Annotated in this window: 19 protein-coding genes; 17 read left to right on the top strand and 2 right to left on the bottom strand. The window is 69.6% G+C overall.

The genetic code is table 11. The features are described 5' to 3' along the window. The first annotated feature begins 34 nt into the window (after positions 1–34). The 3 genes from secD to ACR3IO_RS18575 all read left to right on the top strand — a co-directional run bounded on the left by secD (position 35) and on the right by ACR3IO_RS18575 (position 5,112). Positions 35–1,768 (top strand): protein translocase subunit SecD, encoded by a 1,734-nt coding sequence (gene secD, locus ACR3IO_RS18565; RefSeq protein ID WP_434072704.1) that lies wholly within the window; start codon positions 35–37, stop codon positions 1,766–1,768. Next, positions 1,768–2,784, top strand: coding sequence for a protein translocase subunit SecF (gene secF / locus ACR3IO_RS18570; RefSeq protein WP_434072705.1), 1,017 nt, complete (start codon positions 1,768–1,770; stop codon positions 2,782–2,784). Before secD ends, secF begins: the two co-directional genes overlap by 1 nt. A 72-nt stretch (positions 2,785–2,856) precedes the next feature. Then, positions 2,857–5,112 carry a RelA/SpoT family protein gene (locus ACR3IO_RS18575; protein ID WP_434072706.1) on the top strand — a complete coding sequence of 752 codons (2,256 nt, stop codon included), beginning with the start codon at positions 2,857–2,859 and terminating at the stop codon, positions 5,110–5,112. A 607-nt stretch (positions 5,113–5,719) separates the two neighbouring features. Here ACR3IO_RS18575 and ACR3IO_RS18580 read toward each other — a convergent pair. Then, positions 5,720–6,952 carry a DUF349 domain-containing protein gene (locus tag ACR3IO_RS18580; protein ID WP_434072707.1) on the bottom strand — a complete coding sequence of 411 codons (1,233 nt, stop codon included), beginning with the start codon at positions 6,950–6,952 and terminating at the stop codon, positions 5,720–5,722. Between the two features lie 89 nt (positions 6,953–7,041). Next, positions 7,042–7,833, bottom strand: a complete 792-nt coding sequence (locus ACR3IO_RS18585; protein ID WP_434072708.1) for a peptidylprolyl isomerase — start codon at positions 7,831–7,833, stop codon at positions 7,042–7,044. Between the two features lie 135 nt (positions 7,834–7,968). Between ACR3IO_RS18585 and ACR3IO_RS18590 the strand changes: the two genes are divergently transcribed. From ACR3IO_RS18590 to ACR3IO_RS18655, 14 genes are all read left to right on the top strand, one after another. Beyond that, positions 7,969–9,396 carry a replication-associated recombination protein A gene (locus ACR3IO_RS18590; RefSeq protein ID WP_434072709.1) on the top strand — a complete coding sequence of 476 codons (1,428 nt, stop codon included), beginning with the start codon at positions 7,969–7,971 and terminating at the stop codon, positions 9,394–9,396. A 257-nt stretch (positions 9,397–9,653) separates the two neighbouring features. After that, positions 9,654–10,277 carry a 30S ribosomal protein S4 gene (rpsD, locus tag ACR3IO_RS18595; RefSeq protein ID WP_157427645.1) on the top strand — a complete coding sequence of 208 codons (624 nt, stop codon included), beginning with the start codon at positions 9,654–9,656 and terminating at the stop codon, positions 10,275–10,277. Between the two features lie 160 nt (positions 10,278–10,437). After that, positions 10,438–10,635 (top strand): hypothetical protein, encoded by a 198-nt coding sequence (locus ACR3IO_RS18600; RefSeq protein WP_434072710.1) that lies wholly within the window; start codon positions 10,438–10,440, stop codon positions 10,633–10,635. A gap of 62 nt (positions 10,636–10,697) precedes the next feature. Next, the gene (gene alaS / locus ACR3IO_RS18605; protein WP_434072711.1) at positions 10,698–13,352 is read left to right on the top strand and encodes an alanine--tRNA ligase; all 2,655 of its coding nucleotides are present in this window, start codon (positions 10,698–10,700) and stop codon (positions 13,350–13,352) included. 7 nt (positions 13,353–13,359) lie between these two features. Beyond that, the gene (gene ruvX, locus ACR3IO_RS18610; protein ID WP_434072712.1) at positions 13,360–13,836 is read left to right on the top strand and encodes a Holliday junction resolvase RuvX; all 477 of its coding nucleotides are present in this window, start codon (positions 13,360–13,362) and stop codon (positions 13,834–13,836) included. Next, complete coding sequence (gene mltG, locus ACR3IO_RS18615; protein ID WP_434072713.1) at positions 13,833–15,332, top strand: endolytic transglycosylase MltG; 1,500 nt, start codon at positions 13,833–13,835, stop codon at positions 15,330–15,332. Before ruvX ends, mltG begins: the two co-directional genes overlap by 4 nt. Next, positions 15,325–16,158 (top strand): shikimate dehydrogenase, encoded by an 834-nt coding sequence (locus tag ACR3IO_RS18620; RefSeq protein WP_434072714.1) that lies wholly within the window; start codon positions 15,325–15,327, stop codon positions 16,156–16,158. The genes mltG and ACR3IO_RS18620 overlap by 8 nt, the downstream gene beginning before the upstream one ends. 21 nt (positions 16,159–16,179) lie before the next feature. Then, positions 16,180–17,400: a chorismate synthase gene (aroC, locus tag ACR3IO_RS18625; RefSeq protein WP_434072715.1), complete on the top strand. Its 1,221-nt coding sequence runs from the start codon at positions 16,180–16,182 to the stop codon at positions 17,398–17,400. Beyond that, on the top strand, positions 17,393–17,923 hold the full coding sequence (locus ACR3IO_RS18630) for a shikimate kinase (protein ID WP_434072716.1): 531 nt from the start codon (positions 17,393–17,395) through the stop codon (positions 17,921–17,923). The genes aroC and ACR3IO_RS18630 overlap by 8 nt, the downstream gene beginning before the upstream one ends. After that, positions 17,920–19,008, top strand: a complete 1,089-nt coding sequence (aroB, locus tag ACR3IO_RS18635) for a 3-dehydroquinate synthase (RefSeq protein WP_434072717.1) — start codon at positions 17,920–17,922, stop codon at positions 19,006–19,008. The genes ACR3IO_RS18630 and aroB overlap by 4 nt, the downstream gene beginning before the upstream one ends. A 64-nt stretch (positions 19,009–19,072) precedes the next feature. Then, a complete protein-coding gene (locus ACR3IO_RS18640; RefSeq protein WP_434072718.1) occupies positions 19,073–19,513 on the top strand; it encodes a type II 3-dehydroquinate dehydratase in 441 nt (146 codons plus the stop codon). Between the two features lie 75 nt (positions 19,514–19,588). Further along, a complete protein-coding gene (efp, locus tag ACR3IO_RS18645; protein WP_434072719.1) occupies positions 19,589–20,152 on the top strand; it encodes an elongation factor P in 564 nt (187 codons plus the stop codon). Next, the gene (gene nusB / locus ACR3IO_RS18650; protein ID WP_434072720.1) at positions 20,152–20,565 is read left to right on the top strand and encodes a transcription antitermination factor NusB; all 414 of its coding nucleotides are present in this window, start codon (positions 20,152–20,154) and stop codon (positions 20,563–20,565) included. The genes efp and nusB overlap by 1 nt, the downstream gene beginning before the upstream one ends. A 526-nt stretch (positions 20,566–21,091) precedes the next feature. Continuing rightward, complete coding sequence (locus ACR3IO_RS18655; RefSeq protein WP_434072721.1) at positions 21,092–21,607, top strand: DoxX family membrane protein; 516 nt, start codon at positions 21,092–21,094, stop codon at positions 21,605–21,607. Positions 21,608–21,689: the final 82 nt, after the last annotated feature.

Below are 21,689 nucleotides of genomic sequence, written 5' to 3' on the forward strand. Positions count from 1 at the left end.
TCGCGCGCGGGCTCCTGCAAAGAAAGCAGAACCCGTGGCTGCACCCTCCAAGCGGTCGTCGCGCCCGACGTCCGTCCGTAAGGCTTGGCGCTCGCTGACCTGGCTCGCCGTGATCATCGTCGGCCTGTTCGCCATCAATGCCGCAGGCGTGATCTGGGGCGGAGGCTCCTGGACGCCCAAGCTCGCACTCGACCTCGAGGGCGGCACGCAGATCATCCTCGAGCCACAGCTCGAGAGCGGTCAGACGGCGAGCCAGGAACAGCTCGACCAGGCCGTCTCGATCATCCGCCAGCGCGTCGACGCGTCGGGCGTCGCGGAGCCCGAGATCAACACCGAGGGTTCGAACGTCGTCGTTCGCATCCCGGGCGAGCTCGACGACCAGACCCGTGCGCGCATCGAGCAGTCCTCGAAGCTCGAACTTCGCGCGGTGCTCGCGACCGACGCCGCCACGACGGAGTCGATCAGCCCGACCGACTCGCCCGCGGCGACCGATCCCGCCGAGGAGCTGTCCTCGACGCCGACCGCCGTGCCGACCGACGGCAGCGACCCGGCGTGGATCACCCCCGCCCTGCAGGAGCAGTTCGACACGTTCGACTGCTCGACGCTCGACGACGCGGAGACCAACGTCGCGCCGGCTGACGAGCCGCTCGTCACGTGCGACCAGACCCGCACGGTGAAGTACCTGCTCGGTCCGGTCGAGGCCAGCGGTGAGAACATCGTCGACGCGACGAACGGAACCGTCACGACGTCCACCGGCGCCAGCACGGGCACCTGGGCCGTCAACATCCAGTTCGACGACGAGGGCACCAAGGACTTCGCGTCGGTCAGCACGCGCCTCTACGGACTCTCGGGCCAGACGCCGCGCGACCAGTTCGCCTTCGTGCTCGACGGTGCGGTCCTGACCGCGCCGTCGATGAACGGGGCGATCACCGACGGCCGACCGCAGATCACCGGCAACTTCACGCAGGAGTCCTCGAAGGCACTGGCCGACCAGCTGAAGTTCGGTGCACTGCCGCTGAGCTTCACCGTCCAGTCCTCCGAGACGATCTCGCCGACGCTGGGCACATCCCAGCTGCAGGCGGGCCTGCTCGCCGGTCTCATCGGCCTGATCCTCGTCGTGATCTACACGCTCTTCCAGTACCGGGCCCTCGGGTCCGTCACGATCGCATCGTTGGCGATCGCGGCGGTCATCACCTACCTGATGATCACGATCCTGTCGTGGCGCGAGGGGTACCGGCTCTCGTTGGCCGGCATCGCGGGTCTGATCGTGGCCATCGGCTTCACCGCGGACTCGTTCATCGTCTACTTCGAGCGTGTGCGCGACGAGCTTCGCGAGGGTCGCCCCCTGGTGGGTGCCGTCGAAGCCGGCTGGAAGCGCGCCTTCCGCACGGTGCTCGCATCGAAGGGCGTCAACCTGCTCGCCGCGGTCGTGCTGTTCGTGCTCGCCGTCGGCAGCGTCAAGGGCTTCGCGTACACCCTCGGTCTGACGACCATCATCGACGTGCTCGTGGTCATCCTGTTCACGCACCCGATGCTGCAGCTGCTCGCGCAGACGCGATTCTTCTCGAGCGGAAACCCGTGGTCGGGCCTCGACCCGACCGCGCTCGGTGCGGTCTACCGCGGTCGTGCGGAGTTCCGCAAGCCCGTCGCAGTCCCCGTCGGCAAGGCCGCATCGAGCTCGAAGGAAGCTCAGCGACGACAGACCATCGCAGAGCGCAAGGCGAACGCCGGCGTCGGCACCGGTTCGAGTGAAGGCAAGGAGTCCTGATGGCGAGCCGTCTGACCACGTTCGGTAACGACCTCTACACGGGCAAGCGCTCGTTCAACTTCATCGGCGGCCGCAACAAGTGGTACATCATCGCCGGGGTGCTCATCATCCTGTCGGTCGTGATCCCGGCGATGCGCGGCGTGCACTTCAGCATCGAGTTCCGCGGTGGTTCGCAGTTCCAGATCGCGGATGTCGCGAACCCCGATCCGTCGATCGCGCACGATGCCGTCGCCGAGGTCGTTCCCGACGCGACCGTCACGGTCGCCGTCGTCGGTGGCGATGGCATCCGGGTGCAGACCGATCAGCTCTCGCAGGCCGACTCGCTCGAGGTCAGCAAGGCACTGGCCGAGGGCTACGACGTCCCCGAGTCCGAGGTCACGTCCTCGTTCGTCGGACCGAGCTGGGGCGCCGACGTCACGCGTCAGGCACTGCTCGGCCTGGGTGCGTTCCTCCTGCTCGCCGGCATCATCATGGCGATCTACTTCCGAACCTGGAAGATGTCGCTGGCGGCGATCCTCTCGCTCATCGTCGACCTCATCCTGACCGTGGGCATCTACGCGGCCGTCGGATTCGAGATCAGCCCCGCGGCGACCATCGGCATCCTGACGATCCTGAGCTACTCGCTCTACGACACGGTCGTCGTGTTCGACAAGATCCGCGAGAACACGGCCCAAGACGGCAGCGAGTCGCGTCGAACCTTCGCGGAGTCGGTGAACCTCGCGGTGAACCAGACCCTCGTCCGGTCGATCAACACGAGCGTCGTCGCGGCGCTGCCGGTCGCGTCGATCCTCTTCATCGGCGCCGGCGCGCTCGGTGCCGACACGCTCCGCGACATCTCGCTCGCGCTGCTCATCGGCATCCTCGTCGGAACGTGGTCGACCGTGTTCCTCGCGGCCCCCATGTACTCGCAGCTGCGAGAACGGGAGCCCGCCATCCGACGCCACGACCAGAAGGTCCTGAAGGAGCGCGAGCGCGCTTCGGAGCCGTCGATCGCGGAGGCTCAGCCGACCGCATGATGTCCGCCCACGGCGAGATCGGCATGCGCACCCTCCTGGAGCGACGATAATTGAGTTCCCGGAGGTGTGCGCATGACTGAAGCAGGAGCGAACTCGACGGCGTCGTTGCGCCGACTCGTTCCGCGGATCTTCTCGAAGGCGCAGCCGTCGGGCGCGATCGACACGTTGCTGCGGACGGTTCGGATGCATCATCCGAAGGCCGACCTCGCGATCGTCGAGCGGGCGTACACGGTCGCCGAGCGCGCCCACGAGGGCCAGAAGCGCAAGAGCGGCGAGCCGTACATCACGCATCCGGTCGCGGTCGCGCAGATCCTCGCCGACCTCGGCATCGGCTCCAAGACGGTGGCCGCAGCGCTGCTGCACGACACCGTCGAGGACACGGCGTACACGCTCGACCAGGTCCGCGCCGACTTCGGTGACGAGATCGCGATGCTCGTCGACGGCGTGACCAAGCTCGACAAGGTCAAGTACGGCGACTCCACGCAAGCCGAGACCGTGCGCAAGATGATCGTCGCGATGTCGAAGGACATCCGCGTGCTGATCATCAAGCTCGCAGACCGCCTCCACAACGCGCGCACGTGGGGATTCGTCCCGGCGGCGTCGGCGACTCGCAAGGCGACAGAGACCCTCGAGATCTATGCGCCGCTGGCGCATCGACTCGGCATCCAGACCATCAAGTGGGAGCTCGAAGACCTCTCGTTCGCGGTGCTGTACCCCAAGTTGTACGCCGAGATCGAGAGCCTCGTGCGGCAGCGCACCCCGCAGCGCGAGCAGTTCGTGCAGCAGGTGATCGACCTGGTCAACGACGACCTGAAGAGCGCTCGCATCCGCGGAAAGGTCATGGGGCGCCCGAAGCAGTACTACTCGATCTACCAGAAGATGATCGTGCGCGGCCGTGACTTCGACGAGATCTACGACCTCGTCGGAATCCGCGTGCTCGTGAACTCGGTGCGCGACTGCTACGCCGTGCTCGGCTCCATCCACGCCAGGTGGACTCCGTTGCCCGGGCGATTCAAGGACTACATCGCGACGCCGAAGTTCAACCTGTACCAGTCGCTGCACACGACGGTCATCGGTCCGAAGGGGCGTGCGGTCGAGATCCAGATCCGAACGCACGACATGCACCAACGAGCCGAGTACGGTGTCGCCGCGCACTGGAAGTACAAGGAGCGGATGGCCAGCGGCCGGACGACCGATGAGACGTCGAGCACGCAGGAAACCGACATGGCCTGGCTCGCGCACATCTCCGATTGGCAGGCGGAGACGGCTGATCCCGGCGAGTTCCTCGACTCGCTCCGGTTCGAGATCGGCGCGAAGGAGGTCTACGTCTTCACGCCGAAGGGTCGCGTGATCGGACTCCCGTCGGGAGCGACCCCCGTCGACTTCGCCTACGCCGTCCACACGGAGGTCGGCCACCGCACGATGGGGGCCAAGGTCAACGGCCGGCTCGTGCCGCTGGAGAGCGAGCTCTCGAGCGGCGATGTCGTGGAGGTCTTCACCTCGAAGAACCCGGATTCCGGACCGAGCCAGGATTGGCTCGGGTTCGTCAAGAGTCCGAGGGCGCGCAACAAGATCCGTCAGTGGTTCACGAAGGAACGCCGCGACGAGGCGATCGAACAGGGTCGTGACGCGATCGCCAGGGCGATGCGCAAGCAGAACCTGCCGTTGCAGAAGCTGATGAGCCAGGACTCGTTCGCCGAGGTCGCCGCACTGTTGCGCTACGAAGACGTCTCAGCGCTCTATGCCGCCGTTGGCGAAGGCCACGTCTCGACGCAGTCGGTGCTCGAGAAGGTCGTCGCGCTCGTTCGCGACGTCGACGAGGGCGATGAGCCCGATCTGCCGATCCCGGTGCGCGCCCGTTCGATCGCGCGGCACTCCGACTCCGGTGTGCTCGTGCGCGGAGCGCCCGACATCCTGGTGAAGCTGGCTCGCTGCTGCACGCCGGTGCCGGGCGACGCGATCGTGGGATTCGTGACCCGCGGCGCGGGGGTATCGGTGCACCAGGCGACGTGCCACAACGTCCAGTCGCTGCTGCGCGAACCCGAGCGCATGATCGACGTCGAATGGGCCCCGAGCTCGAAGAGCATCTTCCTCGTGCACATCCAGATCGAGGCGCTGGACCGCGCCGGGCTGCTCTCCGACGTGACGCGCGTGCTCTCGGAGCACCACGTGAACATCCTGTCGGCGAACGTGTCAACCTCGAACGATCGACTCGCGCTCAGTCGCTTCGTGTTCGAGATGGGCGACACCACCCACCTCGACCGCGTTCTGAACGCGGTGCGCCGCATCGACGCCGTCTACGACGTCTATCGCGTCAGCGACGGCTGAGCGCAACCGCGCGTGCGCGCGGGCCTTGTGCGGAAGCCGGACGGCCGAGCTGAGACGTTCGCGCAGTCGAGGCTCGAGCCCGGGCGTCTGACGAAGCAGGGCCGAGACGACCGGCGTCACCGCGGCATCCGGCGTCGACGCGTCGCGGAGCAGGTCGAACGCCGTTCGGACGATCGTGGTGCATCGGACACCGCCGATGGCGACGATCTCGGCGGGTTCGAGCCGTACCTCTCGGACCTCGATGGCGGGGTCCGAGATGACCGCGATGCGGGCGGCCGTCGTGACGCAGAACTGGGCCGTGCGCGGGGGAGTGAGCATGGCGCCGTGGACCCACGCTGCGGACATCCGTTCGACGATCAGCGAGCGCGGTGCGCGCTTGGCGACCACCAGCGCTCGGAACGACGGCAGGTCGGGCTCGTCGATCGGCGCCCACGCGCCGCCGATCGGATACAGGTCGCCGTCGAGACGGGCGGCGCAGAGCTCGGCGATCGAGAGGTCGTCGGTGCCGAGGACGTTGGGGAGTCTGGTCACCACACCATGATGGCGGGCGAGACCCCCGGAGAAGAGCGATGGACCGGGTTGTGGATAACCCGGTCCATCGAGATCGTCAGCCTCCGAGTGCCTTCAACCACGCGCGGCGGGCCTCGAGCGCGTCACGCGCCTCGGCCGCTGCACGCGTGTCGTTCGCGGCTTCGGCTGCCGCGAGATCGTCCTCGAGCTTGGCGATCGCGTCGTGGAGCTGGCCGAGCATGCCCTCGGAGCGGGCCTTCTTCTCGGGGTCCTCGCGCTCCCAGCGCTCGTCTTCGAGCGAACGGACGTGGGTCTCGACCTTCCGGAGCCGGTCTTCGACCGGGCGGACCTGATCGCGAGGCACGCGCCCGATCTCGTCCCAGTCGCGCTGGACCTTGTTGAGGGCCGAGCGCGCGGCCTTCGGGTCCTTCTCGGACAGGAGCTTCTCCGCGGTCTCGAGGAGCTCGAGCTTCGCGGTGAGGTTCGCCTGGTACTCCTCGTCGTCGAGGGCGTCGGCCTCGGCCTTGGCGTGGAAGAGCACGTCGCCGGCGGCCTTGAACTTGGCCCACAGCGCGTCATCGAGCTTCTTGCCGGCGCGGCCGGCCTGCTTCCAGTCGTCGAGCAGCGCGCGGTAGTCGCCGATGGCGTCGGCCCCGCGCGGGGCGAGGGCTTCGGCGCGCTCGATGAGCTGCTGCTTGCGCGTGCGGACATCGCGATGGGTGGCATCGAGCTCGGCGAAGAACGCCTTGCGGTGCGTCTCGACCGTGGAGCGGGCGGCGCGGAACCGCTTCCAGAGCTCGTTGGCGTCGTTCTTCGGCAGGCGCGGACCGTCCTGCTGGTGGCGCTGCCAACTGGTGAAGAGGGCGTCCAGCTCTGCGGTCGCCTGCTTCCACTGGGTCTTCGCGGGGTCCTGTGCCGCGAGAGCCTCGGCCTGCTCGACGATCTTCGTGCGCTCGGCGAGGGCGTCGGCCTGCGCGGCCTTGGCCTCGGCCTGCTGCTGCTCGGTGAGTTCCTTGGTCGTTCCCGAGAGCGCCTCGAGGCGGCGCGCGAGCGACTCGAGGTCGCCCACGGCGTGCGCATCGGCGATCGACGAGGTGAGCGTGTTCACGGCCTTGGCGATGTCCGCGGCGGGCGCGCCGCGGCGGGCGCGCTGCTCGAGGAGCGTGACCTGCCCGGCGAGGTCGGCGTACTTGCGTTCGAAGTAGGCCAGCGCCTCCTCGGGAGTGGCGTCGGGGTACTGCCCGACCTCACGCTCGCCGTCGCTGGTGCGAACGAAGACGGTGCCCGTCTCGTCGACGCGGCCCCACGGCTCTTGTGTTGAATCGGTCACGGCCTCACCCTGTCGTGCTCGGAAACCGCCCGAGGGCGGCGTTGTCGGTTTCAACCCTATTGCACCGCCGGTCGGCGATGCGGCCTGCGTCACTGCACGTCGATCGAGGTGATCGTGACGGGCACCACGGGGCTGCCGTCGGTGCCGCCGTCGACGACGCCCGCGTCGATCACGCCCGCCTGCAGCTGGTCGAGGCCGCTCGTCACGCGGCCGATGACGGAGTATCCGCCGACGCCCTCCTCGCTGGGCAGCGTGGTGTCCTGGTAGACGATGAAGAACTGGCTGCCCTGGCTGTAGGCGTTGCCGCCCTGACGTGCCATCGCGATGGTGCCGGCGGGGTACACGCCGTCTTCGGGATCGTTCTCGATCGGCCCGTAGCTGTAGCCGGGGCCGCCGCTGCCGTCGCCGGCCGGGTCGCCGCACTGGAGGACGTAGATGCCGTCGGTCGTGAGGCGGTGGCAGCCCACGCCGTCGTAGAAGCCGGACTGGATCAGGCTGAGCTCGCTCGAGACCGCCTGCGGTGCGGCTGCGCCGTCGAGTTCGATGCCGAGCGGGATGTCGTTCAGGGTCATCGTGCCGGTCCAGGTGCGGTCCTCGGCGATGTCGGACGACGGGACGTCGCCGGTGTTCTGGCCCGCGGCATCCGTCGGCGGAGCGGTCGTGGCCTCGGGGCTCGCGACGGGATCGGACGCACCCGGGCCGCCGTTGAAGTAGAACAATTGCGCGGCCGTCGCCAGGGCGAGCACGACGACGAGGCCGATGCCCGCGATCAGGTTGTCGCGGGATCTGCGGCGCTGCTTGCCGGCGTGCACCTGCTGTCGGGCCTGGTAGGTGCGAAGCCGCGCTCGTTCCTCGCGCGCCTGACGGTCGTTCGATACCACGCATGCTCCTTCTCGGGGACTCCTGCGAGCAGACTCTACGCAAGGGTGCGGGTCGGCACCAATCGCCCGGCCGATCGGGCACGCGTGCCGACCGCGGCGACGGTCGTGTCGGATGTCGCGGCTACGCTTGACGGCATGGTGAACACGGCGCAGGGACTGCGTTCCGGCGCGACGCCGCTGGCTGTGCGCATGCGCCCGACGAGCCTCGACGAGGTCGCCGGACAGCGCCACCTGCTCACGCCCGGCTCGCCGCTCGTGGCGCTGGCGGGCGACCGCACCGGGGAGTCCGGCTCCGTGTCGGTGATCCTGTGGGGTCCGCCCGGCACGGGCAAGACCACGCTGGCGCAGGCGATCGCCCGTTCCTCCGGGCGCAAGTTCGTCGAGCTCTCCGCCGTCACGGCCGGCGTGCGAGACGTCCGACAGGTCATGGAGGAGGCGAGGTCCAGCCGCGACCTGTACGGGCTCTCGACCGTGCTGTTCCTCGACGAGATCCACCGGTTCACCAAGGCGCAGCAGGATGCGCTGCTCCCCGGCGTCGAGAACGGCTGGGTGATCCTGGTCGCGGCCACGACCGAGAACCCGTCGTTCTCGGTGATCTCCCCGCTGCTGTCGCGGTCGCTCCTGCTCACGCTCGAACTGCTCTCCGACGACGACCTCTCCCTGCTGGTCGATCGGGCAGTGGAAGACCCGCGCGGCCTCGCCGACGCGGTGGTGCTCGAACCCGAGGCTCGTGCGGCGATCGTCAGGCTGGCCTCCGGCGATGCGCGCCGCGCGCTGACCGCCCTCGAGGCGGCATCCGTCGCGGCGGCGGGCGTCGCGAGCCTCGCGGCCGAGGAGTCCGACGGGCAGGACGCCGAGCCCGATGCCGACGAGTCGGGCGGCGAGGGCGATGCCGCCGAGGCGGATGCCGCGGCGCCGGCCAAGCCCGTCATCACCGCCGAGCTCGTGGCGCGGGCCGTCGACCGTGCCCTGCTCCGCTACGACCGCAACGGCGACGAGCACTACGACGTGATCAGCGCGTTCATCAAGTCGGTGCGGGGGAGCGACGTCGATGCGGCGCTCCATTATCTGGCGCGCATGATCGAGGCGGGGGAGGACCCCCGGTTCATCGCTCGCCGCATCATCGTCCTGGCATCCGAGGACATCGGCCTGGCCGACCCCACGGCGCTCGGCGTCGCGGTCGCGGCCGCCGACGCGGTGCAGTTCATCGGCATGCCCGAGGGTCGCATCCCCCTCGCGCAGGCGGTCGTGCACCTCGCGACGGCCCCCAAGTCGAACGCCGCCTACCTGGGCATCGACAAGGCCATCGCCGATGTGCGCGCGGGCAAGGCGGGCCGTGTGCCGAAGCACCTGCGCGATGCCCACTATCCCGGCGCCAAGCGTCTCGGCCACGGCAAGGGCTACCTCTACCCGCACGACGACGCGATCGGCGTCGTCGCACAGGACTACCTGCCCGAGTCGCTCCGGGGCGCCGTGTACTACGAGCCGACCGAGCACGGCAACGAGCGCGAGGTGAGTGCCCGACTCTCGAAGCTGCGCCGTATCGTGCGGGGCGGCCGCTGAAGCGTCGCACGTCGGCGTGCGTCGGCGTCGCGGCATCCCACGGCCGGAGTCCGCGGTCTCGGGTGCAGGAGCGTTCAGGCCCGTCGTGGTAGAGTGTCCTCTGGCCTGAAGCCTGATCCTCGAGCGCGGCTGCGAGGGGGTCACCGGCGAACGGGTGCGATCTGTAGCCGATCCACCCTTGGCGAATCCCTCTGACACAGTTTCCCGGCGCACGATCGCGCCGCGAATTCACTTGAGATTCTTCCGAAAGGACATTCGTGTCGAACCAGTCACGTAGCAAGACCCGCCTCTCCCGCGCCCTCGGTGTCGCCCTGACCCCGAAGGCCGCGCGCTACATGGAGAAGCGCCCCTATGCTCCCGGCGAGCACGGACGCACGAAGCGCAAGCAGGACAGCGACTACGCCGTCCGTCTGCGCGAGAAGCAGCGTCTGCGCGCCCAGTACGGCATCCGCGAGAAGCAGCTGAAGATCGCCTACGTCGAGGCCAAGCGCAGCGCGGGCCAGACCGGTGAGAACCTCGTCGAGCTGCTCGAGATGCGTCTCGACGCCCTCGTGCTGCGCGCCGGCTTCGCCCGCACCATCACGCAGGCTCGACAGTTCGTCGTGCACCGCCACATCCTCGTCGACGGCCAGCTCGTGGACCGCCCCTCGTTCCGCGTGAAGCCGGGCCAGCTCGTGCACGTCAAGGCGCGCAGCGAGGGCACCGAGCCGTTCCAGGTCGCCGCCGCCGGTGGCCACGTCGACGTGCTCCCCAAGACCCCGGGCTACCTCGAGGTCGAGCTCGACAAGCTCCAGGCGAAGCTCGTCCGTCGTCCGAAGCGCGCCGAGGTCCCCGTGACCTGTGAAGTGCAGCTCGTCGTCGAGTACTACGCCGCTCGCTGATCCACAGCGTTCACACGGCAGGGGCCGCGGAGACTTCTCCGCGGCCCCTGCCGCGTCCCCGGGGTCGGATGCCGCCCGTCGACGCGCCACTAGACTGGTCGGAGCCAAGCGGCAGCGCGCCAGGTGCGCCGCGCGACGAGATCGGTCAGAGGAGCACTTCGTGAAGAGCATTCTGTGGTTCGCAGCTGGCATCGCCACCGGATTCGTGGTGGCGCACCAGGTCAACCAGACCACGCAGGGGCGCCAGTTCTTCTCGAGCGTGGACGCGAAGGCGAAGGCCTTCGGCCGCGCCATCGCCGATGGCTACCACGAGCGCGAGGCCGAGCTGCGGTCCGCCGCCGACGACCTCCTCGACTGAGCCGACCGACTCGACGATCCCATCCCGGAGAATCCTCCGGCAGCAGAACCCAGAACGGAATCATGCAGACTGCAGACATCCGCCAGCGTTGGCTGGACTTCTTCGCACGCCGTGGCCACACCGTCGTGCCGTCCGCCCCGCTCGTCTCCGACGACCCGACGCTGCTCTTCACGGTGGCCGGCATGGTGCCGTTCGTGCCGTACCTCACGGGCATCGTCCCAGCGCCGTACCCGCGCGCCACCAGCGTCCAGAAGTGCATTCGCACGAACGACATCGAAGAGGTCGGCAAGACCCCTCGCCACGGCACGTTCTTCCAGATGAACGGCAACTTCTCGTTCGGCGACTACTTCAAGGAAGGCGCCATCTCGTTCGCGTGGGAGCTCCTCACGACGCCCGAGGACGACGGCGGCTACGGGTTCCGGCCCGAGGACCTCTGGGTCACCGTCTACGAAGAGGACGACGAGGCCATCGAACTCTGGAAGAAGGTCGCCGGCCTGCCCGACGAGCGCATCCAGCGCCTCGGCAAGGACACGAACTACTGGCACACCGGCCAGCCCGGCCCTGCGGGCCCCTGCTCCGAGATCTTCTTCGACCGCGGTCCGGCATACGGCATCGACGGCGGCCCGGCGACCGATGACGACCGCTACGTCGAGATCTGGAATCTCGTCTTCATGCAGTACCTCATCGCCGACGTCACGTCGAAGACGGACTTCCGCATCGTCAAGGAACTGCCGCAGAAGAACATCGACACCGGCATGGGCCTCGAGCGCGTCGCGTTCATCAAGCAGGGCGTCGAGAACATGTACGAGATCGACCAGGTGCGCCCCGTGCTCGACCGCGCTGCCGAGATCTCCGGGCGCGCGTACGGCGCCGACCACGAGGACGATGTGCGCATGCGCGTGATCGCCGACCACGTGCGCTCGGCGCTCATGCTCATGAGCGACGGCGTGAGCCCGTCCAACGAGGGTCGCGGCTACATCCTGCGTCGACTGCTGCGCCGCAGCATCCGCGCGATGCGTCTGCTCGGCGTCGAGGGACCCACGTTCCGCGAACTGTTCGCAGCCTCGCGCGACGCCATGAAGAGCGCCTATCCCGAGGTCGAGCGCGACTACGCGCACATCGAGCAGCTGGCCATCGGCGAGGAGGAGACGTTCCTCCGCACGCTCGCGGCGGGCACCTCGATCCTCGACGTGGCCGTGGCCGAGACGAAGACCGCGGGCAAGCAGGAGCTCGCCGGCAACACGGCGTTCCTCCTGCACGACACGTACGGGTTCCCGATCGAGCTCACGCTCGAGATGGCCGAGGAGGCCGGCATCGCGGTCGACCGCGTGGCGTTCGACGAGCTCATGACCGCGCAGCGCACCCGCGCGAAGGCGGACGCGAAGTCGAAGAAGAAGGTGCTCGCCGACCTCTCGGTGTATGCCGACTTCCGCGCCAAGGGCGAGACGGTCTTCACCGGATACACCGACCTGATGACCGAGTCGACCGTGCTCGGCATCCTCGTCGACGGCCACCCGGTGGCGGCGGCGATCGCCGGGCAGACCGCCGAGGTCATCCTCGCCGAGACGTCGCTCTACGCCGAGTCCGGCGGCCAGGCTCCCGATCAGGGCCGCATCGTCGGCGACGGGTTCGAGCTCGAGGTGCTCGACGTGCAGAAGCCGGTCAAGGGCCTCATCAGCCACACCGTGAAGGTGCTCACCGGCGAGGTCGGCGTGGGCGTCCCGGCGACCAGCGTCGTCGACGGCGAGTACCGCCGCGGCGCGACGCAGGCGCACTCGGGCACGCACCTCGTGCACGCGGCGCTGCGCCAGGTGCTCGGCCCGAACGCGCACCAGTCCGGTTCGTTCAACAAGGCCGGCTACCTGCGTCTCGACTACGGGTGGAACCAGGCGCTCTCGCCTGAGACGCGCAGCGAGATCGAGGAGATCTCGAACAACGCCGTGCGCGACAACCTCGAGGTCGTCACGCGCGAACTGCCGCTCGCCGAGGCCAAGTCGCTCGGCGCCATGGCGCTGTTCGGCGAGAAGTACGGCGACGTGGTGCGCGTGGTCGACATCGGCGGCCCCTGGTCGCGCGAGCTCTGCGCGGGCACGCACGTCAAGTCCAGCGCCGAGGTCGGCATGATCAACATCATCGGCGAGTCCTCGGTCGGTGCGTCCAACCGCCGTGTCGAGTCGCTCGTCGGTCTCGACGCGTTCCGCCGGTTCGCGGCCGAGCGCGCCCTCGTCTCCGAGTTGACCTCGAACCTGAAGACCCGGCCCGACCAGCTCGTCGAGCGCGTCGGCGACCTCGTGGCGAACCTCAAGGCCGCCGAGAAGCGCATCGCCCAGTTCGAGGCGCGGGCGTTGACCGACCGGGTCCCGGCCCTCGCGGCGAATGCCGTGCGCACGGGCGATGTGCTGCTCGTCGCCGAGACGGTGGGCTCGCTCGCTTCGGGCGATGAACTGCGGTCGCTCGCGACCGCGGTCCGCGCGAAGCTCGGCGACGCGGCATCCGTCGTGGCCCTCGCGGCCGAGGTCTCCGGCCGACCGGTCGCGATCGTCGCGACGTCCCCCGCCGCACGCGAGGTCGGCGCGAACGCCGGCGCGCTCGCGAAGACGATGGCGGGCGTGCTCGGCGGCGGTGGCGGCGGCAAGCCCGACCTCGCGCAGGGCGGCGGCAACGATCTGTCGGCGATCCCCGCCGCGCTGGACGCGGTGCGCCGCGAGTTCGCGTAGGACTCCGATGCGTTCCGGCGTGAGGCTGGGCATCGACGTCGGACGCGCCCGCATCGGCGTCGCCCGGACCGATGCGGGCGGCATGCTCGCGGTGCCGATCGAGACGGTGCCTCGGGCCGCCGACGGCGACGCCGATGTGCGGCGCGTCCTCGACCTCGCCGAGGAGTACGGTGCGTTCGAACTCGTCGTGGGCCACCCGCTGTCGATGTCGGGCGCGTCGACGCCGTCGACCGACGACGCGGTGGCCTTCGCCGAGCGCCTGTCCTCGGCCGGCGCATCCGTGCGACTGGTCGACGAGCGGCTCTCGACCGTCAGCGCGCAACAGGCGTTGCGGGCCTCCGGACGCTCGACCCGCACGCAGCGTCCGGTGATCGATCAGGTGGCAGCCGTTATCATTTTGCAACACGCACTCGACAGCGAACGTGCTTCCGGAAATCCTCCCGGGCGCGCGATCCCCTCCCACGAAGGGCCGTCCACCCTGTGACCCAGCTCCCCCCAGAGCGCCGAGACCCCACCTCCGACCGCCTTGCCACCGACTGGCACGCGCTGCTCAACGGCGAGGCCCAGGCGGATGCCGCTCGCAAGGCCGCGAGCGCGGCCGGACCCGCTCGGCAGGCCGAGGTCGGCGCCGCCGGGGGTGGCGCCGCAGCCCCCGCGTCATCCGACGGGTCGACCGAGAACCGCCCGATGACGCGTCGGGAGATGCGCGAGCTCGAGCAGCGTCGCGAAGCAGAGGCCCTGGCGGAGGCCGCACCCGCGGCGCCGGTCGAAGCAGCCCCCCAGGTCGAAGCAGCCCCCCAGGTCGAAGCAGCCCCCCAGGTCGAAGCAGACCCACCGGTGGACCCGTTCGTCTCGAGCCGGGCCGACCGTCGTGCCTCGGTCTACGACGACTACCACCAGCCCAAGAAGAAGCGTCGCGGCGCCTGGGGATGCCTGATCGGCCTGCTGATCGTCGGCGGCCTCGTCGCGGGCGCGGCGTTCTTCCTCCAAGGGCCGATCACCGCGATCGTCGAGCGGTTCACGCCGGCGGCCGACTATGAGGGCGCAGGCAGCGGCGAGGTCGTCTTCATGATCCATGAGGGCGACACGGGCTCCGACATCGCGACGAACCTCGTCGCGCAGGACGTGGTCGCGTCGTACGACGCCTTCTACGACCACCTGCTCGCACAGAGCCCCGAGCCCGAGTTCCAGCCGGGGGCGTACCAGCTCGCGAGCCAGATGAGTTCTGCGGCGGCCCTCGATGCGCTCCAGGACCCTGCGAACAAGCTCGAGAACACGTTCGTGATCCCCGAGGGCACGGCGCTGCCCGACGTGCTGGTCTCGGCGTCCGAGGGCACCGGCATCCCGCTCGAAGACCTGCAGGCCGCCGCGGCCGAATCGCCCAAGACCTACGGGCTCCCGGCCGAGGCGACCTCGCTCGAGGGATTCCTGTTCCCTGCGACGTACACCCTCGACCCCGGCATCGATGCCCATGGTGTGCTGCAGACGCTCGTCGACCGGCAGTTCGAGGCGCTCGACGCGGCAGGCGTTCCGGAGGCCGATCGCTGGAAGACGGTGATCCTCGCTTCCATCGTGCAGCGCGAGGCCGGGTCGAACACCGATGACTTTCCGAAGATCGCGCGCGTCTTCCAGAACCGGCTCGACCAGGGCATCAACCTCGAATCGGACGCGACCGTGGCGTACGGGACCGGCAACACGCACACGGTGTGGACGACCGACGAGGAGCGCGCCGACGCCAGCAACCCGTACAACACCTATGCGAACCCCGGGCTCCCGGTCGGCCCGATCGGAAACCCCGGCGATGTCGCGATCGCCGCGGCCCTGCATCCTGCCGACGGGACGTGGCTCTTCTTCGTGCCCGTGAACCTCGCGACCGGCGAGACCGTGTTCTCCACGACGGTCGAGGAACACGAGGCTGCGGTCGCGCAACTGCAGGAGTGGTGCGCGGCGAGCGAGGAGAACGCGGCCTACTGTGAGTGACGGGACGCCACGGCTCGCCGTGCTCGGCAAGCCGATCGCGCATTCGAAGAGCCCCGACCTGCACCGGGCGGCGTATCGACGACTCGGCCTCGACTGGTCGTATGAGCGCGTCGAGATGGACGGCGCCGGCGTCGGCGAGTTCGTGCTGAGCCGCGACGCGTCGTGGCGCGGCCTCTCGCTCACGATGCCGTTGAAGTACGAGGTGGTTCCGGCCCTCGACGAGATCGACGTCGTCGCGCGACTCACCGGCGCGGCGAACACGGTGCTCTTCGAGGGCGGACGGCGACTCGGGTTCAACACGGATGTCGGCGGCATCGTCCGTTCGCTCACCGAGGCGGGCCTCGAGTCCGCGCGCACGGCGATCATCATCGGGGGCGGGGCGACCGCGGCATCCGCGGTCGTGGCCGTCGCCGAGCTCGGCGTCGCCCATGTGCGACTGCTGCTTCGGCGGCCCGATGCGGGGGAGTCGCTCGTCGAACTCGGTCGGTCCGTCGGCGTGATCGTCGAACCCGAGCACGTCGGCGCGCTCGCTCACGCCGAGCCTGTCGACCTCGTCGTCAGCACGCTGCCGGGTGGCACAGACGCCGGCGTCGCGGCATCCGCTGCCCTCGCAACGGAGGCGCTGCTGCTCGACGTCGCCTACGCGCCCTGGCCGACGGCGTTGGCACGCCAGTGGGGCGACGGGGGAGGCGCCGTCATCGACGGACGCGGGATGCTGCTGCACCAGGCGCTGCTGCAGGTGCGGGTCTTCGTCGGCGGCGACCCCGCCGCGGTGCTGCCCGACGAGGCTGCCGTGCTCGACGTCATGCGCGAATCCCTCCGCTGAGCCTGTGGAAGGATAGACGGCATGCTCCGTTGGCTCACTGCCGGAGAGTCGCACGGCCCTGAGCTCGTCGCGATCCTCGAGGGTCTTCCCGCCGGTATCCCCGTTTCACTCGATGACATCCGTGCCGATCTGGCGCGCCGCAAACTCGGCTACGGCCGTGGCGCGCGCATGAAGTTCGAGCAGGACGAGCTCGCGATCTCCGGCGGCGTGCGCCACGGCTCGAGCATCGGCGGCCCGATCGCGCTGCGCATCGGCAACACCGAATGGCCGAAGTGGCAGGAGGTGATGAGCCCCGAGCCAATCGACCCCGCCCGGCTCGGCCGCGGTCGAGGCGCTGCGCTCACGCGCCCGCGGCCCGGTCACGCCGACCTCGTCGGCATGCAGAAGTACGGCTTCGACGAGGCCCGCCCGGTGCTCGAACGTGCGAGCGCACGCGAGACCGCTGCGCGCGTCGCACTCGGCGCCGTCGCCCGCAGCTTCCTCGGTGAGCTCGGCATCGACCTCGTCGCGCATACGATCGCGATCGGCCCGGTCCGCGTGCCCGAGGGGCGCCCGTTGCCGCTTCCGGTCGACGTCGACGCGCTCGACGCCGACCCGCTGCGCTGTTTCGACGCCGAGACGTCCGCGCTCATGGTCGCCGAGGTCGATGCGGCCCACAAGGACGGCGACACCCTGGGCGGCGTCGTCGAGGTGCTCGCCTACGGCGTGCCGCCGGGGCTCGGCTCGCACGTGCACTGGGATCGCCGACTCGACTCGCAGCTCGCCGCGGCCCTCATGGGCATCCAGGCGATCAAGGGCGTCGAGGTCGGCGACGGCTTCCTCACCACCACGCGTCGCGGGTCCGAGGCGCACGACGAACTGCACCTCTCCGACGGACGCATCGTGCGCTCGAGCGATCGGGCCGGCGGCACCGAGGGCGGCATGTCCACGGGCACCGTGCTCCGCGTCCGCGCCGGGATGAAGCCCATCGCGACGGTGCCGCATGCGCTGCCCACGGTCGACATCGCCACGGGCGAGGCGGCCGCCGCACACCACCAGCGATCGGATGTCTGCGCGGTGCCCGCGGCGGGCGTCGTGGCCGAGGCGATGGTCGCGCTCACGCTCGCGAACGCCGTGCTCGAGAAGTTCGGCGGCGACTCGATCGCCGAGACGCGCCGCAACCTCGAGAGCTACCTCGCCTCGATCCCCGACGCACTCCGCACCGAGATCGTCTCGGCGGAGGCTCCCGACGCGCGTGGCTGATGCCGGAGCGCCGGCGGCGACGATCGGACTCCCGATCGTCCTGATCGGGCCGATGGGGGCAGGCAAGTCACGGGTCGGCGCCCGGCTCGCGGCATCCGTCGGTGCGCCGTTCGTCGACACCGATGCGCTCGTCGAGGGCCGATACGGTCCGATCGAGGAGATCTTCGCGCGCGAGGGCGAGGAGTACTTCCGGGTCGTGGAGCGCGAACTCGTCACCGAGGCGCTCGGCGAGCAGGCGGTCGTCTCCCTCGGCGGCGGATCGGTGCTGCACCCCGACACCCGACGCGAGCTCGCCGACCTCCCGGTCGTCTGGCTCCAGGTCTCCGCCGATGTGGTCGCGACGAGGCTGGCCGGCGGCAACCGTCCGCTGCTGGCCGAGGGCGGACTCGCCCGTTGGGTCGCGATCCAAGGCGAGCGCGCGCCGATCTACGCCTCGCTCGCCGACCTCGAGATCGACACGTCGCGCCGCTCGGTCGCACGCATCGTCGAACAGATCACCGGGCACTTCGGAGGAACACGATGACCGCAGCAGCCGATTCCAGCACGACGATCCGCGTCGGAGGAGAGGCCGGCTACGACGTCGTCATCGGCAACGGCGTGCTCGCCGGGCTCCCCGACGCGCTCGGCCCCGCCGTGCGCAAGGTGCTCGTCGTGCACCCGGCGACGCTCGGCGCTCGCGCCGCCGCCCTGCGCGAATCGCTCCAAGACCGGTTCGAGGTGCTGCTCGCCGAGATCCCCGATGCCGAGGCGGGCAAGCGCATCGAGGTCGCGGCGTTCTGCTGGCAGGTGCTCGGCCAGGCCGACTTCACCCGCACCGACGCGGTCGTCGGAATCGGAGGCGGCGCCGTCACCGATCTCGCGGGCTTCGTCGCGGCGACCTGGCTCCGCGGTGTGCGCGTGGTGCAGGTGCCGACGACGGTGCTCGGCATGGTCGACGCGGCGGTCGGTGGCAAGACGGGCATCAACACGAACGAGGGCAAGAATCTCGTCGGCGCATTCCATCCGCCGGCCGCGGTGCTCTGCGACCTCGACCTGCTCGACACCCTGCCGCGCAACGAGATCCTCGCCGGGTTCGCCGAGATCGTGAAGGCCGGCTTCATCCGGTACCCCGAGATCCTCGACACGATCGAGGCCGACCCCGATGCCGCGACCGATCCGACGACGCCCCAGTTCCGCCGGGTCGTCGAACTCGCGATCCAGATGAAGGCGGATGTCGTCTCCGAGGACCTCACCGAGCAGGGCCTGCGCGAGATCCTGAACTACGGCCACACACTCGGCCACGCGGTCGAGCACGCCGAGCGCTACCAGTGGCGCCACGGCGCCGCCATCTCGGTCGGCATGGCGTTCGCCGCCGAGCTCGGTCGTCTCTCGGGTCGTCTCTCCGACGAGGTCGCCGATCGGCATCGCAGCATCCTCGAACTCCTCGGCCTGCCGACGTCCTACCCGGCCGGCCGGTGGCCGACGCTGCTCGCGACCATGCAGCGCGACAAGAAGTCCCGCGGCGGCCAGTTGCGCTTCATCGTGCTCGACGACCTCGCCAAGCCCACCGTCATGCAGGCGCCCGACCAGTCCCTGCTGTTCGCCGCGTACCAGGAGATCGGCTCCTGAACGCGGGCGAGCGGTCCGGCGTCACGCGACGAGGGGTCGGATGCCGCGCCGATAGGCTGGGCGGATGACGACGATCCTGGTGCTGAACGGCCCGAACCTCGGGCGCCTGGGCACCCGCGAACCCGAGGTCTACGGCAGCGAGACCCTCGCCGAGATCGGCGCCGAGCTCGCGGCATCCGTGCCCGACGGGGTCGAGATCGATCTGCGGCAGACCGACGACGAGGCCGAACTCGTCGGCTGGATCCACGAGGCCGTCGACCGCCGCCTGCCGGTCGTGCTGAATCCCGCCGCGTTCACCCACTACAGCTACGCGCTGCGTGATGCCGCGGCCCAGCTCAAGCAGGCGGGAGTGCCGCTCGTCGAGGTGCACCTCTCCAACCCCCACGCCAGGGAGACCTTCCGGCACACGAGCGTCATCTCCGGCATCGCGACCGGGGTGATCGCCGGGTTCGGATCCGGTTCCTACCGGCTCGCGGTCGACGCCGTCCTGCGTTCGCTCGGGTGAGTCGACTACACTCGATCAGTCGCACACCTTCGTCGTGCGCCCGCAACTTTCCTCGAATCGAACGGAATCACCTCCATGGCAAGCACCGCTGACATCAAGAACGGCGTCGTCCTCTCCATCGACGGCCAGCTCTGGAGCGTCATCGAGTTCCAGCACGTCAAGCCCGGCAAGGGCGGCGCGTTCGTGCGGACCAAGCTCAAGAACGTCGTGTCCGGCAAGGTCGTCGACCGCACGTACAACGCGGGCGCCAAGATCGAGATCGAGAACGTCGACCGCCGCGACTTCACGTACCTCTACGCCGACGGCGACGGGTTCGTGTTCATGGACACGTCCGACTACGACCAGATCACCGTCCCGGGCACGGTCGTCGGCGACGCCGCCAACTTCATGCTCGAGAACCAGGCCGTCACCATCGCGCTGAACAACGGCAACCCGCTCTACGTCGAGCTCCCGGCATCCGTCGTGCTCGAGATCACGTACACCGAGCCGGGCCTGCAGGGCGACCGCTCGACCGGCGGCACCAAGCCGGCGACCGTCCAGACGGGCTACGAGATCCAGGTTCCGCTGTTCCTCGAGACCGGCACCAAGGTCAAGGTCGACACCCGCACCGGCGACTACCTCGGGCGCGTGAACGACTAGTGAGCGCACGAACGAAGGCGCGCAAGCGCGCCCTCGACCTGTTGTACTCGGCCGACATGCGGCAGGTGCCGGTCGAGCAGCTGCTGGCCGTCGAGGCCGAGCGCGCCGCGGGGGAGCCCGAGCGCCAGACGTCGTGGCTGTACGCGCGCGAGATCGTCGACGGCGTCGTCGATCACCGCGAGGAGATCGACGAGCTGATCACGACGCACTCGCGCGGCTGGACCCTCGATCGCATGCCGGCCGTCGACCGGGCGCTGCTGCGCATCGGCGCGTGGGAGATCCTCCACAACGACGAGGTCCCCGACGCGGTCGCGATCTCCGAGGCGGTCGAGGCCGCGACGGTCCTCTCGACCGACGACTCCGCGGGCTTCGTCAACGGGCTCCTCGCGGCCATCTCGCACTCGAAGGCCTGATCGGCCGAACCACCACAGCACGGCCACGGGGTCGTCGGGCGCTTCGCCCGGCGGCCCCGTTCTCCGTTTCGCCACGTCGTCGACGGGTGGCATTCCCCGACCGGTCGTCGCCGTGCGCCCAGGGCTGGCGAGCCATCCGCCCTCGGCCATGCCGTCGACGCATGGCTCGGCGCCCCCGCGTCCCTCCACTGCACCGAGGCGGATGCTGTCGCGTACTGGGTGCGCTGCCATCGATGCGGTGCGTGCATGCCCGAGGATGTCTCGGTTCCAGCCCCGCAGGATTCGGCCGTTCCCGCTCAGTCGCGCAGGCCCGGCGTCGGATGCTGCTCACATGAGCAGGGGCGCCTCGAGATGAGCACATCGAGAGGGAGGGCCGCCCCCGTGCTGTCCCCGAGAGCGATTCAGCGAACGCACGGATCGCCTCTCAGCGGAGGCACGGACGCGACGGATCCCCGAGCGCGATGAGATGACTCTGCACGCCGCTTCCGGCCGTCGCCCAACACCTCATCGCTCTGAAGGGAGCACCATGTCCACCACCGCCCTCGGCAGCGGCCGCACCTCGACCGCGGCCTCACTCGACGCCATCCTCGATCGCGCCGAAGCCGCTCAGTCCGTCATCCAGCGGTTCCTCGCCCGCACCTCCGTGCCGACACTCCGCGTCAGCCTCGGACTCGTCTTCCTGGTCTTCGGCGTGCTGAAGCTCTTCCCGGGCGTCAGTCCGGTCGAGGCGCTCGTGGAGCGCACCTGGTCCGCGCTCTCGTTCGGCATCGTCGACGGCTACGCCGCGCTCGCGCTCACCGCGGCACTCGAGACGTTCGTCGGCATCTCCCTCGTGACGGGCGTGCTGCTCCGGATCGGACTGCTCGCCCTCGCGGGGACGTTCGTCGGGATCTTCTCCCCGCTCGTCTTCTTCGGCTCCGAGCTGTTCTCGGCGGTGGGTCCGACCCTCACCGCGCAGTACATCCTGAAGGACATCGTGCTGGTCGCCGGCGCGATGGTCGTCGCAGCGACCGCGCTGAAGCGCCCGATCCGCCGCCGTTGACGCCCGCCCCCTGCGCGCGACGAGCCGCCCGGCCGAGACGCCGGGCGGCTCGTCGCGTGTCGCCCTGATAGGCTCGAAGGAC

This window comes from Agromyces sp. Marseille-Q5079 (assembly GCF_051016555.1).
GTDB lineage: Bacteria > Actinomycetota > Actinomycetes > Actinomycetales > Microbacteriaceae > Agromyces.

Coding starts and splice junctions, on each gene's coding strand:
- ruvX (WP_434072712.1), top strand. CDS start 13,360: ATGCGTTCCGGCGTGAGGCTGGGCATCGACGTCGGACGCGCCCGCATC.
- aroC (WP_434072715.1), top strand. CDS start 16,180: ATGCTCCGTTGGCTCACTGCCGGAGAGTCGCACGGCCCTGAGCTCGTC.
- ACR3IO_RS18575 (WP_434072706.1), top strand. CDS start 2,857: ATGACTGAAGCAGGAGCGAACTCGACGGCGTCGTTGCGCCGACTCGTT.
- ACR3IO_RS18655 (WP_434072721.1), top strand. CDS start 21,092: ATGTCCACCACCGCCCTCGGCAGCGGCCGCACCTCGACCGCGGCCTCA.
- aroB (WP_434072717.1), top strand. CDS start 17,920: ATGACCGCAGCAGCCGATTCCAGCACGACGATCCGCGTCGGAGGAGAG.
- ACR3IO_RS18590 (WP_434072709.1), top strand. CDS start 7,969: ATGGTGAACACGGCGCAGGGACTGCGTTCCGGCGCGACGCCGCTGGCT.
- efp (WP_434072719.1), top strand. CDS start 19,589: ATGGCAAGCACCGCTGACATCAAGAACGGCGTCGTCCTCTCCATCGAC.
- alaS (WP_434072711.1), top strand. CDS start 10,698: ATGCAGACTGCAGACATCCGCCAGCGTTGGCTGGACTTCTTCGCACGC.
- secF (WP_434072705.1), top strand. CDS start 1,768: ATGGCGAGCCGTCTGACCACGTTCGGTAACGACCTCTACACGGGCAAG.
- ACR3IO_RS18640 (WP_434072718.1), top strand. CDS start 19,073: ATGACGACGATCCTGGTGCTGAACGGCCCGAACCTCGGGCGCCTGGGC.